Source organism: Catenuloplanes japonicus (assembly GCF_000717135.1).
Taxonomy (GTDB): domain Bacteria; phylum Actinomycetota; class Actinomycetes; order Mycobacteriales; family Micromonosporaceae; genus Catenuloplanes; species Catenuloplanes japonicus.
The window spans coordinates 98,792-112,891 of the sequence record NZ_JNXY01000013.1 but is presented as its reverse complement, the minus strand read 5'-3'; the positions used below and the strand labels follow the sequence as shown (position 1 = coordinate 112,891).

The window sequence follows — 14,100 nt, the reverse complement described above, 5'->3', positions numbered from 1 at the left end:
CATGATCGACCCGCTCCTCGCCCTCGCCGCCACCCAGGCCATCGCCGCCGGCGCGCTGACGCTGCACACTTTGATCAACGCCAGCCTCCTCTATAGACCGATAAAAACCGAAAAATCGGTAGAAAAGGTAGCGGTCCTGCTGCCGCTCCGGAACGAGGCCGGTCGCGTCGCCCCCTGCCTCCGCAGCCTGCTCGCCCAGCGGGACATCGCGGAGATCGTGATCCTGGACGACGGTTCCACCGACAACACCGCCGAGGTGGTACGCACGATCGCCGCGCACGACCCCCGCGTCCGCCTGCTCGACGGCGCTCCCCCGCCGCCCGGATGGCTCGGCAAGCCGCACGCCTGCCACCGCCTCGCCGCCGCCACCGACACCCCCGTGCTCGTCTTCATCGACGCCGACGTCGTGCTGGAACACCCGCACGCGGTCACCGGCGCGGTCGCGCTGCTCCGGCGCGTCCGGGCGGACCTGCTCAGCCCCTATCCCCGGATCGTGGCCGGCAGCGCCGGCGAGCGTCTCGTACAGCCGCTGCTGCAGTGGACCTGGCTCACCTTCCTGCCGTTGCGCGCGATGGAGCGCTCGCGCCGTCCCTCGCTCGCCGCCGCCGGTGGTCAGCTGCTGGTCGTGGACGCGGCCGCCTACCGCCGCGCCGGCGGCCACGAGACGGTGCGCGCGGAGATCCTGGAGGACATCGGCCTGGCCCGTGCCGTGAAGCGCGCCGGCGGCCGGATCGCGCTGGCCGACGGCTCCGGGCTGGCCCGATGCCGGATGTACGACGGCTGGCGCGACCTCGCCGACGGCTACGCGAAGTCGCTCTGGGCGTCGCTCGGCCCGCCGGCCGGTGCCGCGCTGGTGCTGTCCGTGCTGCTGGCGGTCTACACGTTGCCGCCGCTGACCGCGCTCGCGGCCGCGCTGACCGGCCGCCCCGCCGCGGCCGCGCTGGCGCTGTCCGCGTGGCTGCTCGGCGTGATCGGCCGGGTCCGCACCGCCGCGGCCACCGGCGGCCGGGCCTGGCCGGACGCGCTCGCCCACCCGGTCTCGATCGTGCTGCTCACCTGGCTCACGCTGCGCTCGCACGTGCTGCACCGCCGGGGCCGCCTCACCTGGCGCGGTCGCACGGTCTGACACCAGCGGCCCCACGGGGACACGGACCGTCACCATGCCCTATAAAGGGCAGGTGACAGCGGTAGCGGTAATCGGAGCCGGCGTCGGCGGTCTGGCAGCGGCGGCACGGCTGGCGGCGGCCGGGCACTCGGTCACCGTCTACGAGCGCGCCGACACGGTCGGCGGCAAGCTGGCCCGCTACAGCCGGGACGGCTTCACGTTCGACACCGGGCCGAGCCTGTTCACGCTGCCGCAGGTCTTCGAGGACCTGTTCGCCGAGACCGGCGCGAAGCTGACCGACCACGTCGAGCTGGTGCCGCTGGACCCGATCGTGCGGCACCGGTTCCCGGACGGGTCGACGCTGGACTCCTGCCGTGACCCGCACGAGTTCCGGGACCGGATCGACGCCGCCTTCGGGCCGGAGGCGGCGGAGGACTGGCGGCGGCTCTGGATCCGCGCCGAGCGGGTGTGGAACGCGTCCTGGCGCGACGTCCTGCGCCGCCCGCTCGACGGCCCGGCCGACCTGGCCGGGCTCGCCTGGCACGTCCGTGACCTGGCCGCGATCGCGCCCGGCCGCACGCTGCGCGGTCTCGGGCACGCGCATCTGCGCCACGAGAACCTGCGCATGCTGCTCGACCGGTACGCCACCTACGCGGGCGCGGACCCGAGGCGTGCGCCGGCCGCGCTGGCCGCGGTCCCGTACGCGGAGCTGGCCTTCGGCGGCTGGTACCTGCGCGGCGGCCTCGGACGGCTGGCGGACGCGCTGCTCTCGCACTGCCTGGACCTCGGCGTGGTGGTGGAGACCGGCGCGACCGTGACCCGGATCGAGGCGGTCGGTGGCCAGGTGCAGGCGATCCGGGTACGCGGCACGCGCGGCGCGTCACACCGGGTGCCGGTGCGGACCGTGGTGGCGAACGTGGACGCGCTCACGCTCTACCGCGACCTGCTGCCGTCGCCGCGCCGGCTGGCCGCGCTGACCGACCGCAGCCTGGCCGGGTTCGTGCTGCTGCTGGGCGTGCGCGGCAACTCCGGGCCGGCGCACCACTCGGTGTTCTTCCCGCGCGACTACGACGCGGAGTTCGACGCGATCTTCGGCGATCCCGGGCGCGGCGTCCCGGCCCGGCCCGCGGCGGACCCGGCCGTGTTCGTGACCGTGGCGGACGATCCGGCGGCCCGGCCGGACGGGCACGAGGCGTGGTTCGTGCTGGTCAACGCGCCGCGGCACGGCACCGCGATGGGCGCGGTGGACTGGCGGAGGCCGGGGCTGGCGGACGCGTACGCGGACCGGATCCTGGACCTGCTGGCCGCGCGCGGCGCGGACGTGCGGGACCGGCTGGTGTTCCGCGAGGTCCGCACGCCCGCGGATCTGCAGGTCTCGACGCAGGCGCCGGGCGGCGCGATCTACGGCACCGCGAACCACACGCTGCTGCGGCCGGCGAACCGCGGGCCCGTGCACGGCCTGCACCTGGTCGGCGGCTCCGCGCATCCGGGTGGCGGGCTGCCGATGGTGGCGCTGTCCGCGCAGATCGCCGCGGACCAGATCATCCGGGGCTGAGACATCCTCCGTTCGGTGACTCACCGTAGGACCCACAGGCCGGATACATCCGTTATATGTGAAGAAATGCACCGGGCCATTTCCTAAGCCGGACCCGACGTGGCACCTTCAGGAGCACAAAGCTGCAGGTCAGGTGCCACAGGAGGTTCAGTTACCGTGAGTGACGAACTCCCGCTGGATGCGACCAAGGATCTGTCCCGGCTGAACCTCACGCCGGACGACCCCCGCCGGGACCGGCCGGGCTACGAGTACGCCGCGTTCAGCACGCTCGCTGGCGCACCGGAATCCCCGCCTAAAAACGGTTATAAGGTGAAATATCGGCAACTGCCGGAGCGGCGGCCGCTCGCCACCGCGCTGCTGGCCGTCTTCGCGTTCGTGTTCGAGGCGAGCTTCCTGGCCTGGCTGATCGCGTCGATCGAGATCACCGGCGGCTTCGGCACCGTCATGATCGGCGCGACCGTCCTGATCGAGCTGTTCCGCCTGCTCAACGTGGTCACGCTCTGCCTCGCCACGCTGGCGGCCCGGGACCCGATCCCGGTCGAGCCGGACGCCGGGCTGCGCGTCGCGTTCCTCACCACGATCGTGCCCGGCCGCGAGCCGGTCGCCATGGTCGAGCGCACGCTCGCGGCCATGCGCCAGGTCCGGCACCGCGGCACGCTGGACGTCTGGCTGCTCGACGAGGGCGACGACGACCTGGTCAAGGCGATCTGCGCGCACCTGGGCGTGCACCACTTCACCCGGAAGGGCGAGGATCGCTGGAACGCGGCGGCCGGCCGGTTCAAGGCGCGGACCAAGCACGGCAACTACAACGCCTGGGTGGACGCGCACGGCGCGGACTACGACGTGTTCGTCTCCGTCGACCCGGACCACGCGCCGCTGCCGAACTACTGCGAGCGCCTGCTCGGCTGGTTCCGCGACCCGGACGTGGCGTTCGTGGTCGGCCCGCAGATCTACGGCAACTACGACAACGTGATCACCAAGTGGGCGGAGTCGCAGCAGTACCTGTTCCACTCGCTGCTGCAACGCGCCGGGAACCGCCACGGCGCGCCGATGCTGGTCGGCACGAACAACGCGGTCCGGATCGCGGCGCTGGACTCGGTCGGCGGCCTCCAGGACTCGATCACCGAGGACATGGCGACCAGCCTGCGCCTGCACGGCACCCGGAACCCGGCCACTCAGCGCCGCTGGAAGTCCGTCTACACGCCGGACGTGCTGGCCGTGGGCGAGGGCCCGTCGTCCTGGACCGACTACCTCACGCAGCAGCACCGCTGGTCGCGCGGCACGGACGACGTGCTGGTCCGCCACTTCCCGTCGACCGCGCTGCGGCTGGGCCCGCGCCGGCTGATCCACTACGGCCTGCTGATGTCGTACTACCCGCTCACCGCGATCGCCTGGCTGCTCGGCGCCGTGAACGCGGTCGGCCACCTGGTGCTCGGCGCGCAGGGCATCGCGGTCCCGCAGCAGGTGTGGCTGATGCTCTACGCGGACGCCGCGGTCTTCCAGGTCGGCCTCTACCTGTGGAACCGCCGGCACAACGTCAGCCCGCACGAGGACGCGGGCTCGTCCGGCCTCTCCGGCATGATCATCTCGACGCTCTGCACGCCGGTCTACGTCTCGTCGTTCCTCGGCGCGCTGCTGCGCCGCGGCGGCGGTTTCGTGGTGACGCCGAAGGGCGCGTCCGCCAGCCGCGACGGCCTGCGCACGTTCGCCGGCTACCTGCGCTGGGCCGCGTTCTACGCGATCCTGCTGGTCTGGGCCGCGTTCTCCGGCCACGTCCACGGCGCTGTCTGGCTCTGGACCGGCCTCAACCTGGCCATCTGCCTGGCCCCGCCCGCGATCTGGCTCGCCCAGTCCCACCGCCGCCGCAGTCGCCGCCTCCGGTCGCGCGCCGCTTCCGCGCCGGTCACCCCCGCCACGCGGCCGCCGGTCCCGATCTTCATTCCCAAGCAGCGGGGGTACGACTCGGGTCCGCACCACCTCGTTCTCACGGGCGAGAACCGCCCGGTCGTCGAGGCCGGCGCACCCGGCCACGGCGCGGCGCTGCCACACCGTGGTGGCCCTGCTGCCCAGCCGCTGACCGGCGCGATCATGCCGCCGGGGGCCGGCTCGTTGACCCGGCCCGGCACCGTCGTGTCGCTGGAGTGGCAGGCCGGCGCGCTGACGACCCGGGCCCTGACCGCCGGCCCCACGATGCTGGACCGACGGCACCCGGGCGCTCCCGTGGCCGGCCACCGGCCCGCGGCGGGCCGCCGGTTCACGACACGCTCCGACGCGGGCCGCCGCGCCGCCGACCGCCTCACCCCCGGCCAGCGCCTCGCAGCCGAACTGCCCACCGCGGGCTACCGGCCCGCAGACGTCCCGGCGGTCGGCACGACACCCGCGGACACACAGCCGGGCCGCACGACACCCGCGGACACACACCCGAGCGGCACGACACCCGCGGACACGCGGCTGGGCGGCACCACACCCGCAGACGCCCCGGCGATCGGCACGACACCCGCGGCCGCGCACCCGAGCGGCATCACACCCGCGGACACATTCCCGAGCAGCGAGATGCCCCTGGTGGGTGGCAGGGAGATGCCGACCGCGGGCTACCGGCCGCCGGACGTGCAGCCGGTCGGTGCGGTGGCCGTGGCGGGCGGGGAGCAGCTGACGACCGCGGGCGGGCTGCCGGTCGGGAGGCGCGAGCCGGGCAACCGGCCGGGCCGCGGGCCGCGCCTGGCGCTCGGGCCGGGGACGGACCGGGCGGGACGGGGGCCCGGGACGGGCTCGGAGCGGGGCGTCGGCGGGGCGGCCGTACCGAATGATGATCTTGATCTTGGGGCTTCGAGGCGCGTGGGGATGCGCGCGCGGCGGGACGGGGTGGACGCGTGAGCGGGCGGCGGAGGGTGTTGTCGCGGGGGAGCCGGGTGCGGCGCGGGCTGCTGGCGGTGCTGGTGCTGGCCGGGCTGCTGATGGTGAACCAGCCGATCGTGGCGTTCGGCGCGGAGCGGCTGCGGCAGTACGAGGTCGGCAAGATCGAGTACAAGCGGCGCTACGGGCACTGGGAGTCGCTGCCGGTGCCGCGGGACTTCCGGGTGAACGCGATCCACGCGGCGCTGCTGCACACCGGGAAGGTGCTGATCATCGCGGGGTCGGGCAACGATCGGGAGCGGTTCGAGGCGGGGACGTTCCGGACGATCCTGTGGGATCCCCGCACCGGTGAGTTCACGGACGTGAAGACGCCGACGGACGTGTTCTGCGCCGGGCACACGTTCCTCGCGAGCGGGAATCTGCTGGTGGCGGGCGGGACGAAGTCGTATGAGGTGCTGGACGTGACGCACGCGGCCGGCGTCATGACGATCAAGAACGAGGCCGTGCACGACAGCCCGCACACGTTCCGTAAAGGCACGATTTTTCGGGGTATTTCCGGGCAGAGCTACGCGCTGCGCGCGGACGTGACCGTGCCGCCGGCGACGACGATGACGCACGACGGGCAGAAGGTCCGGCACGCGGGCCAGGCCGAGGGCTGGGTCGACGCGGTCGAGGAGGGCGCGGGCCCGGTGGTGGACCGGCCGGCGAACTACACGATCGACGGCGTGACCGGCACCGACCTGTACGGCGTGGCCGAGAAGATCACGCTGGAGAAGCAGGAGTACGGCGGCGATCGCACGTCCTACGAGTTCGACCCGGTGTCCGAGACGTACGTGCGGGTCGGCGACCTGACGCGGGCGCGGTGGTACCCGACGCTGGCCGCGCTGCCGTCCGGCGACGTGCTGGCCGTGTCCGGTCTGGACGAGTTCGGCCGGATCCTGCACGGCCAGAACGAGGTGTACCGCGCCGCCGAGCGCCGCTGGGTCGACGCCCCCAACTTGTCCCGATATTTCCCGACATATCCCGCGCTGTTCGGGATGTCGGACGAAAGGCTGTTCTACTCCGGATCCACCTCCGGGTACGGGTCGGACACCGAGGGGCGCACGCCGGGGCTCTGGGACCTCGACGACAACACGTTCACGCCGGTGCCGGGCCTGCGCGACGCGGACCAGACCGAGACCAGCGCCAGCGTGCTGCTCCCGCCCGCCCAGGACCAGAAGGTCATGATCCTCGGCGGTGGTGGCGTCGGCGACCTGCCCACGTCCACCCGCCGCACCGACATCGTCGACCTCTCCGCCACCCACCCGGTCTACCGTCCGGGCCCGGACCTGCCGCAGCCGGTCCGCTACCTGAGCACCGTGGTCCTGCCGGACGACACCGTCTTCACGTCCGGCGGCGCGTCCGGCTACCGCGGCGGCCCCTACCGGGGCGAGACCCGCAGCGACGTGCTCGGCGCGCAGATCTACGACCCGGGCGCCGAGGAGTTCCGCGAGGCGGCCGCGCCGTCCGTGGGCCGCAACTACCACTCCGAGGCGCTGCTGCTGCCGGACGGACGGGTGATCACGCTGGGCAGCGACCCGCTGTACGGCGAGGACGGCCGGTCGGCCGGCACGTTCGAGCAGCGCATCGAGATCTACAGCCCGCCCTACCTGTTCAAGGGCGCGCGCCCGGAGATCACCGGCGGCCCGGAGACGATCGTGCGCGGGAAGTCCGCCCGGTTCCTGACGCCGCGGCCGGGCGAGATCGTGTCCGCGCGGCTGGTCCGGCCGAGCGCGGTGACCCACGTGACCGACGTCGACCAGCGGTCGATCGCGCTGCCGCTCACGCCGGAGTCCGGCGCGGTGTCGCTGGCCGTGCCGGAGGCGGCGGGCCTGGTGCCGTCCGGCTGGTACCTGCTGTTCGTGACCACCGCGGACGGCGTGCCGTCGACCGGCCGCTGGGTCGAGGTGCGCTAGCGGCCCGCCAACGCCAGCGCGTACTCCTCGTACCAGGCACCCGCGGCCGGGTCGCCGCGGTCGCACTCGCCGTCGGACTCGCCCGGCCGCTTCACCCAGAGCAGCGCGTCCAGCAGCGGCACGCCGGTGTCCGTGGTCGGGTCCGCGCCGATCGCGCGGCCGGGCGGATTGCACCAGCGGGCCACGCCGGACACCGGGTTCGGGCCGTTGCCGTTGCGGCTGGTGTCCACCACGAAGTGGGCGCCGCCGAGCACGCCGGACAGCCGGGTGCCGTACGCGGCGGACGCGGCCGTGGTCTCGAAGTTGGAGACGTTCAGCGCGAACCCGTCCGCCTGCGCGATCCCGGACGCGCGCAGTCCGTCCGCGAGCCGCTCCAGGTCCGTGATCCAGCTGGAGTTGCCGGCGTCCAGGTAGATGCGGGCCTGTGCGTTCGCGGCGAACGCGGCGACCGCGTGGGCGAGCAGCGCGTACCGCTCGGCCGGGGGCCCGGCGCAGCCGTCGACCGCCTGCGCGACCGCGTCCGGCTCCAGCACGATCAGCACCGGCGCGCCGGCCAGCGCGGCCGCGAGCGAGTCGGTCCAGGCGCGGTACTCGTCCGCGTCGCCGGCGCCGCCGGCCGAGTAGGAGCCGCAGTCCCGGCCCGGGATGTTGTAGACCGTGATCACCGGCATGCGGCCGGCCTTCGCCGCGTCCGCGACCAGCGTGCGGGCCCGGGTGGCCGCGTCCGGGTCCACGCCGGTGAACCAGACCGTGGTGGGCTGCTCGCCGATGTGCCGGATCGCGGCCGCGTCCTCGTCCCGGCCCTCGGCCGCGTAGTCGTCGGCCTGCCGGGTGGCGACGTTGGGCACGGAGGCGAAGAAGCTCACGCCGGCCAGCGGGTTCACCGGGGCCGGCGGTTCCTCCGGGGGCGGCGGGGACGACGAGGTGCACCCCGCCAGCGCGAGCAGGCCGGCCGCCAGCAGGCCTGCTCCGGCGCGGCGCATCCACGCCCTCACCGGACGAGCGCCCGGCGCACGGCCGCGAGCAGCTGGCACAGGCCGTACCCGGCGAAGAGCACCCAGACGACCGTGACGAGCGTGGCGGTCCCGGCCGCCAGCTCCGGGGCGAGCAGCGCGCCCGCGCCGGTGAGCAGCAGCCCGACCAGCGCGATCGACACCCGGCTGGGCCGCTCGCCGACGGTGACCACGCCGATCTCGTGCATGCCGGCGACGGTGGCGCGGGCCCGGACGTACTCGTGCAGCCAGGACAGCCCGCCCGCGACCACGACCAGCCAGCCGAACGCACCGGCCGCCCAGAACGCGGCCAGCCAGCACGCCTCGCCGAGCCGGTCCGCGACCGAGTCGTAGAGGTGGCCGAGGCGGGTGGCCCGGCCGGACGTGACCGCGACCGCGCCGTCCACGCTGTCCGCGACGCCGGCCACCAGCACCAGCACGGCCGCGGCGAGCGGGCCCACGGTGCGGTCCGCGAGCACCACCAGCGGCACGCAGCCGCAGATCAGCAGCCCGGTGACGGTGACCGCGGTGGGTGGCACGCCGAGCCGGCCGAGCGGGCGGCCGAGCAGGAACGCCAGGCGCAGCCAGCCGCGGACGAACAGCGAGGAGCGCCGCGGGTCGAAGCCGCCGTGCAGCGCGGACCAGGCCGTCGCGTACTCGTCCCAGGTCATGTCGCGCTCAGGCGCTGCCAGACCTCACGCGTCGCGGTCGACCGGTTCAGCGTGATGAAGTGGATGCCGGGCACGCCCTCGGCCAGCAGCCGTTCGCACAGCTCCGTGCACTGTTCGACGCCGAGCTTCGCGACCGCGTCCTCGTCGTCCGCGATCGGGTCGAAGCGGGCGGCCAGCGCGGGCGGGAACGGCGCGCCGGACAGCTGCGTGGCACGGGCGATCGTCGCGTACCGCACCACGGGCATGACGCCGGGCACGATCGGGGTGTCGCAGCCGGCCGCGGCGACCCGGTCGCGCAGCCGCAGGTAGTCGTCCGCGTCGAAGAACATCTGGGTGATCGCGAAGTCGGCGCCGGCCCGGCACTTGCTGATCAGGTGCCGCGTGTCCGACTCGACGTCCGGCGAGCGCGGGTGCTTGTAGGGGAACGCGGCCACGCCGACCGAGAAGTCACCGGACTCCTTGATCAGCCGGACCAGGTCCTCCGCGTAGAGCACACCCTCCGGGTGCCGCACCCACTCGCCCATCGGATCGCCGGGCGGGTCGCCGCGGACCGCGAGGATGTCGCGCACCCCGGCCGCGGCCAGCCGCCCGATGACGTGGCGCAGCTCCGCGACCGAGTGGTTGACGGCCGTGAGGTGCGCCATCGGCAGCAGCGTGGTCTCGGTCGCGACGCGCTCGGTGACGTCGACCGTGGTGTCCCGGGTGGTGCCGCCGGCGCCGTAGGTGATCGAGACGAACGACGGCCGCAGCGACTCCAGCTCACGGATGGTGCGCCACAGCGTCCGCTCGCCCTCCGGCGTCTTCGGCGGGAAGAACTCGAAGGAGAACGTGGGCTCGGGCCCCTGCACCAGCTTGCCGATGTCTCCCACGCCTGTACTTTAGCCGTTGCTCCGGCCGCTCCCCGCGCTCACGTGGCGGTGCGGCAGCGGTCGGCCACCCGACAGCCGGTCCAGCACCCGGGCCTCGCCGCCGAGCCGGTCGCGCAGCGCGGGCGACAGGTAGAGCGACTCCACCGTGGGCAGCCGGCGGCCGTTCAGCGTGGCCTGCGCGGACGGTCCGGCGGGCACGGCCAGAGCAAGAAGATCAAGCTCCGGGGGTACGGCCGGGCCGTAGCGCTTCGGGCCGGTGCTCCCGTCGTAGGAGAGCAGGAACGACACGCCCGCGCCGACCGCCTCGCGCAGCGCTGCGTAGAACTCCTCCCGGTCCAGCCCGCGCATGTACCGCTGGTCCCGGCTGGCGGAGACGCCCTGGTAGGGCGGGTCGAGGTAGACCACGTCCGCGGGTGCGGCGCCGGTGAGCGCGGCCCGGTAGTCCCCGGCCGCGACGTCCGCGCCGGTCAGCACGCGGGAGGCGCCGCGGATCCGGTCCCGCATCGCGCTCGGCCGCGCGCCGAGCCGCCGCCGGTCCGCCGCCTGGTTGAACTCGCCCAGCCGGTTGTAGCGCACGGACGCCTTCACGCACCGGGCCAGCAGGTAGAGCAGCAGGTGCGGGTCGTGGCCGGCGTTGAACTCGTCGCGGACCCGGCGGTAGAACCGGTCCGGATCCGGCCGCTGCGCCTCCCACAGCGTGGCGTAGTCGTCCGCGAGCGCGTCCGGCTCGTCCAGGATCCGCCGCCAGAGGCCGATCAGCGGCGCGTTCACGTCCCGCAGCCGGACCCGGCGGGGGATGCCGAGGTGGCTGGCCGCGATCGACACCGCGGCGGACCCGGCGAACGGCTCGATCAGGTCCGCGGTCCGGTCCGGCAGCAGCGGCACGATCGCGTGCGCCAGGACCCGCTTGCTCCCCTGGTACGGAATCGCGTGCGGAACACCACGCAGAGCGGCCAGCCGGGGTGCAACCGGTAACGGGATCATCTACGCAGTGTGCCCCACACCGCCACCCCGCAGAACCGTCGTACCCCCGGCGTAGAAACAACCCCGGACGCACCCCGCCACCACGTGCGTCCCCGCACCGGTCCCCGGCCCACCGCGACGGGCCGCCCGGCGCGGTGGGGGTCCCGCTCCATCGGTTCTCGCGCGGCAAGGGAGTGCACATGTCCACGTTCGATCCCCCACCCGGCGCACGCCCGCTGGGCCCGCTGCTGGCCGCGATGCGCCGCGGCCACGGCTGGAGCCAGCAGCGCCTCGCCGACCTGCTCTGCGACGCGTCCGGCGCCCCCACGGTCACCCGGCACGAGATCAGCCGCTGGGAGCGCCAGGAGCGCGTCCCCGGCGGGTTCTGGCTCGGCTGGCTGGCCACCGTGCTCGGCACCGACCCGTCCGCGCTGACCCGGGCCGCCGCCGTGGTCCGCCGCGCGCTTCCCGCCGACGCCGCCCGGCCCGCGGTCCCGGGCGCCGCCGCGGAGACGGCCGCGCTCCGTCGCGCCGCGCACGCCTGGCTGGCCGACCCGTCCGGCGACGCCGACGCGCGCGCCGCGCCCGCGCTGTCCCGGCGGCTGGCCCGGCTGGCCGCGACGCTCTCCCCGGCCACGGCGCCACCGGTCGGGCGCGCCGGCCCGGTGCCCGCGCCGCTGCCCGGCCTGCGCCGGCTCGACGACCTCGTGGGCGGCGCCGACCTGGCCGCCACGCTGGTCCACCGGCTGGGCCCGCCGCCCGCCGCCCCGGGCCGGGCCGCGGCGCCGGCCGCCGCGGCACCGGCCGTGCTGACCGCGATCGCCGAGCGCGCGCAGCTGATCGGCTGGGTCGCGGCCGACGCCGGCCGGTGGCGGACCGCCGTGGCCGCGCACCGGGTCGCGGTGCAGGCCGCCCACGCGGCCGGGGCCCGCGCGCTCGCGGGTTACGCGCTGTCCTCCGCGAGCCACCTGATCACCGAGGCCGGCGATCCCGCCACCGGCCTGCTGCTGGCGCACACCGCACGGGCCGGCGCGACCCGGGCGAGCACCGCGACCGGCCGGGCGCTGCTGCTGCACCGCACCGCGCTGGCCTGTGCGGTCGCCGGCAGCGAGCGGGCCGCCCAGTCCGCGCTGGACGCGGCCCGGCGCGCGGCCGAGGCCTCCGACCCGGTCCGCGACCCGGCCTGGCTCTACTGGCTGACCGGCGACGAGCTGGACGGCATGACCGGCCGCTGCCTGGCCGCGCTGGGCCGCCCGATGCGGGCCGCGGAGCCGCTGCGCCACGCCGTCCTCGCCGCCCCCGGGCCGCGCACCGCCGCGCTGCACGGCACCTGGCTGGCCAGGGCCTATGCGGACGGCGGCGACGTGGAGCGGGCCTGCGCGGCCGGCTCGGTCGCGCTGCACGACGCGATCCGGGCCGGTTCGGTGCGCGCGGCCACGCAGGTGCGGCGGCTGCAGTCCCGGCTGGCCGTGCACGCGGCACACCCGGCGGCCCGGCAGCACCGCGAGGAGTTCGAGGCCGATCAGAGCTACCTCGCGGATGTCCGGTCCGGCCTCGCGGTCGCGTAACGCGGCCGTCCGATCACGGTGGGCGGCTCGGCGCCACGGCCCCCGGCCGGGCCGGGCCACCCGCCGGACGTGCGGCTAGCCTCTGGTGGTGACCAGCAGCAGCACCCTCCACCCGGTCGACCGCGGGGGGCTCCGTGCCCGCGTCGACAAGGCCCTCGCCGCGTTCCTCGCGCACCAGCGCGCCCGCATGCTCGACATCGACGACGCGCTCCTCGACGTGACGGAGGCACTGGAGGCGTTCGTGCTGCGCGGCGGCAAGCGGCTGCGCCCGGCGTTCGGCTACTGGGGCTACCGCGGTGCCGGCGGCACCGACTCGGACGCGGTGGTCACCGGCCTGGCCGCGCTGGAGCTGGTGCAGGCCAGCGCGCTGATCCACGACGACCTGATCGACCGGTCCGACACCCGGCGCGGCGAGCCCTCCGTGCACCGGCGGTTCGCGGCCCGGCACCGCACCGCCGGGTGGAACGGCGACCCGGACGACTTCGGCGCCTCCGCCGCGATCCTGCTCGGCGACCTGTGCCTGGCCTGGTCCGACGAGATGCTGCACGGCGCCGGCCTGGACCCGGAGGTGCTGACCCGGGCGCGCCGCGCGTTCGACGAGATGCGCACCGAGGTGATGGCCGGGCAGTACCTCGACGTGCTCGCGCAGAACGACGGCGACACGTCCGTGGAACGGGCGGCGAAGATCGCCATATACAAGTCCGCGAAGTACACGGTCGAGCGCCCGCTGCTGCTCGGTGCCGCGCTGGCCGGGGCGCCCGCGGGCGTGCTGTCCGCGTACTCGGCCTACGGCCTGCCGCTCGGCGAGGCGTTCCAGCTGCGTGACGACGTGCTGGGCGTGTTCGGCGACCCGGCGCAGACCGGCAAGCCGGCCGGCGACGACCTGCGCGAGGGCAAGCGGACGTTCCTGATCGCGGCCGCGCTGCGCGATGCCGGCGCCGCGGACCGGGAGGCGCTGCTGGGCGCGCTCGGCGACCCGGCGCTGGACGCGGCCGGCGTGGACCGGCTGCGCACGATCATCACGGAGACCGGCGCGCTGGCCCGCACCGAGGAACGGATCGCCACGCTGACCCGCACCGCGCTGGACGCGCTCTCCGCCGTCCCCCTGGACCCGGAGGCCCACGACACGCTCACCGCGCTGGCCGCCGCCGCCACCCGCCGATCCATCTAGCGCGTCCGGTAGCGGGCCACCGGTAACGGGCCGCCCGGTAGCGGGCCGCCCGGTAACAGGCCGCCCGGTAACAGGCCGCCGGCAGCGGGCCGCCCGCCTCGTCCCCGATACTTCGGCACGCAGAGCGACCGGCAATCGGCATGAAGCGCCTGCCCGCCGGCCTCGTCGCGGTGGAAAGCCCGCGCGTGGCCGTTTCGGCCGATTCCGTTGCGACCGGAGTCGCCCCGGCGCCGCTGCGCGCTACCGGGCTTCCGGCTTCGAGGTCCCGCCTCGATCGACGGGCACTCCGTGCCCGAAATTTCGTAATTTAGCGCCCCGGGCGGAGTGGCGCGTGCCGGACGAATTCCGCCCCCCGGGGTTTCCGGACCACGGCGGGACCGGCAGGGAGGAGCGCCAGC

Annotated in this window: 10 protein-coding genes; 6 read left to right on the top strand and 4 right to left on the bottom strand. The window is 75.0% G+C overall.

Annotation, left to right across the window (positions count from 1 at the left end):
* Position 1 precedes the first annotated feature (1 nt).
* The 4 genes from OP04_RS19950 (at position 2) to glxA (ending at position 7,468) form a co-directional block, all read left to right on the top strand.
* On the top strand, positions 2-1,126 hold the full coding sequence (locus OP04_RS19950) for a glycosyltransferase (protein ID WP_033341259.1): 1,125 nt from the start codon (positions 2-4) through the stop codon (positions 1,124-1,126).
* Positions 1,127-1,178: 52 nt separating this feature from the next.
* The gene (locus OP04_RS19945; RefSeq protein ID WP_157240068.1) at positions 1,179-2,660 is read left to right on the top strand and encodes a phytoene desaturase family protein; all 1,482 of its coding nucleotides are present in this window, start codon (positions 1,179-1,181) and stop codon (positions 2,658-2,660) included.
* A gap of 156 nt (positions 2,661-2,816) precedes the next feature.
* Positions 2,817-5,534, top strand: coding sequence for a glycosyltransferase family 2 protein (locus OP04_RS54710; protein ID WP_232323654.1), 2,718 nt, complete (start codon positions 2,817-2,819; stop codon positions 5,532-5,534).
* A gap of 35 nt (positions 5,535-5,569) precedes the next feature.
* Positions 5,570-7,468 (top strand): radical copper oxidase GlxA, encoded by a 1,899-nt coding sequence (gene glxA, locus OP04_RS19935; RefSeq protein ID WP_232323653.1) that lies wholly within the window; start codon positions 5,570-5,572, stop codon positions 7,466-7,468.
* On the opposite strand, the gene OP04_RS19930 is transcribed toward glxA, so the two are convergent.
* From OP04_RS19930 to OP04_RS19915, 4 genes are read right to left on the bottom strand one after another with little or no spacing between them, the layout of a single operon-like run.
* Positions 7,465-8,451, bottom strand: coding sequence for a glycoside hydrolase family 6 protein (locus OP04_RS19930; protein ID WP_033341256.1), 987 nt, complete (start codon positions 8,449-8,451; stop codon positions 7,465-7,467). The two genes, glxA and OP04_RS19930, sit on opposite strands and share 4 nt — an antisense overlap.
* A gap of 8 nt (positions 8,452-8,459) precedes the next feature.
* Positions 8,460-9,131 (bottom strand): CDP-alcohol phosphatidyltransferase family protein, encoded by a 672-nt coding sequence (locus tag OP04_RS19925; RefSeq protein ID WP_033341255.1) that lies wholly within the window; start codon positions 9,129-9,131, stop codon positions 8,460-8,462.
* Positions 9,128-10,000 carry a methylenetetrahydrofolate reductase [NAD(P)H] gene (gene metF / locus OP04_RS19920; protein ID WP_033341254.1) on the bottom strand — a complete coding sequence of 291 codons (873 nt, stop codon included), beginning with the start codon at positions 9,998-10,000 and terminating at the stop codon, positions 9,128-9,130. Before metF ends, OP04_RS19925 begins: the two co-directional genes overlap by 4 nt.
* A 9-nt stretch (positions 10,001-10,009) precedes the next feature.
* Positions 10,010-10,984, bottom strand: a complete 975-nt coding sequence (locus tag OP04_RS19915) for a DNA adenine methylase (RefSeq protein ID WP_051798358.1) — start codon at positions 10,982-10,984, stop codon at positions 10,010-10,012.
* A gap of 179 nt (positions 10,985-11,163) precedes the next feature.
* Here OP04_RS19915 and OP04_RS19910 point away from each other — a divergent pair, with 179 nt between their 5' ends.
* Positions 11,164-12,531, top strand: coding sequence for a helix-turn-helix domain-containing protein (locus tag OP04_RS19910; RefSeq protein WP_051798355.1), 1,368 nt, complete (start codon positions 11,164-11,166; stop codon positions 12,529-12,531).
* 187 nt (positions 12,532-12,718) lie between these two features.
* Positions 12,719-13,702, top strand: coding sequence for a polyprenyl synthetase family protein (locus OP04_RS19905; RefSeq protein ID WP_408606770.1), 984 nt, complete (start codon positions 12,719-12,721; stop codon positions 13,700-13,702).
* Positions 13,703-14,100 lie beyond the last annotated feature (398 nt).

Coding starts and splice junctions, on each gene's coding strand:
- OP04_RS19930 (WP_033341256.1), bottom strand. CDS start 8,451: ATGCGCCGCGCCGGAGCAGGCCTGCTGGCGGCCGGCCTGCTCGCGCTG.
- OP04_RS19905 (WP_408606770.1), top strand. CDS start 12,719: ATGCTCGACATCGACGACGCGCTCCTCGACGTGACGGAGGCACTGGAG.
- OP04_RS19915 (WP_051798358.1), bottom strand. CDS start 10,984: ATGATCCCGTTACCGGTTGCACCCCGGCTGGCCGCTCTGCGTGGTGTT.
- OP04_RS19910 (WP_051798355.1), top strand. CDS start 11,164: ATGTCCACGTTCGATCCCCCACCCGGCGCACGCCCGCTGGGCCCGCTG.
- OP04_RS19925 (WP_033341255.1), bottom strand. CDS start 9,131: ATGACCTGGGACGAGTACGCGACGGCCTGGTCCGCGCTGCACGGCGGC.
- OP04_RS19950 (WP_033341259.1), top strand. CDS start 2: ATGATCGACCCGCTCCTCGCCCTCGCCGCCACCCAGGCCATCGCCGCC.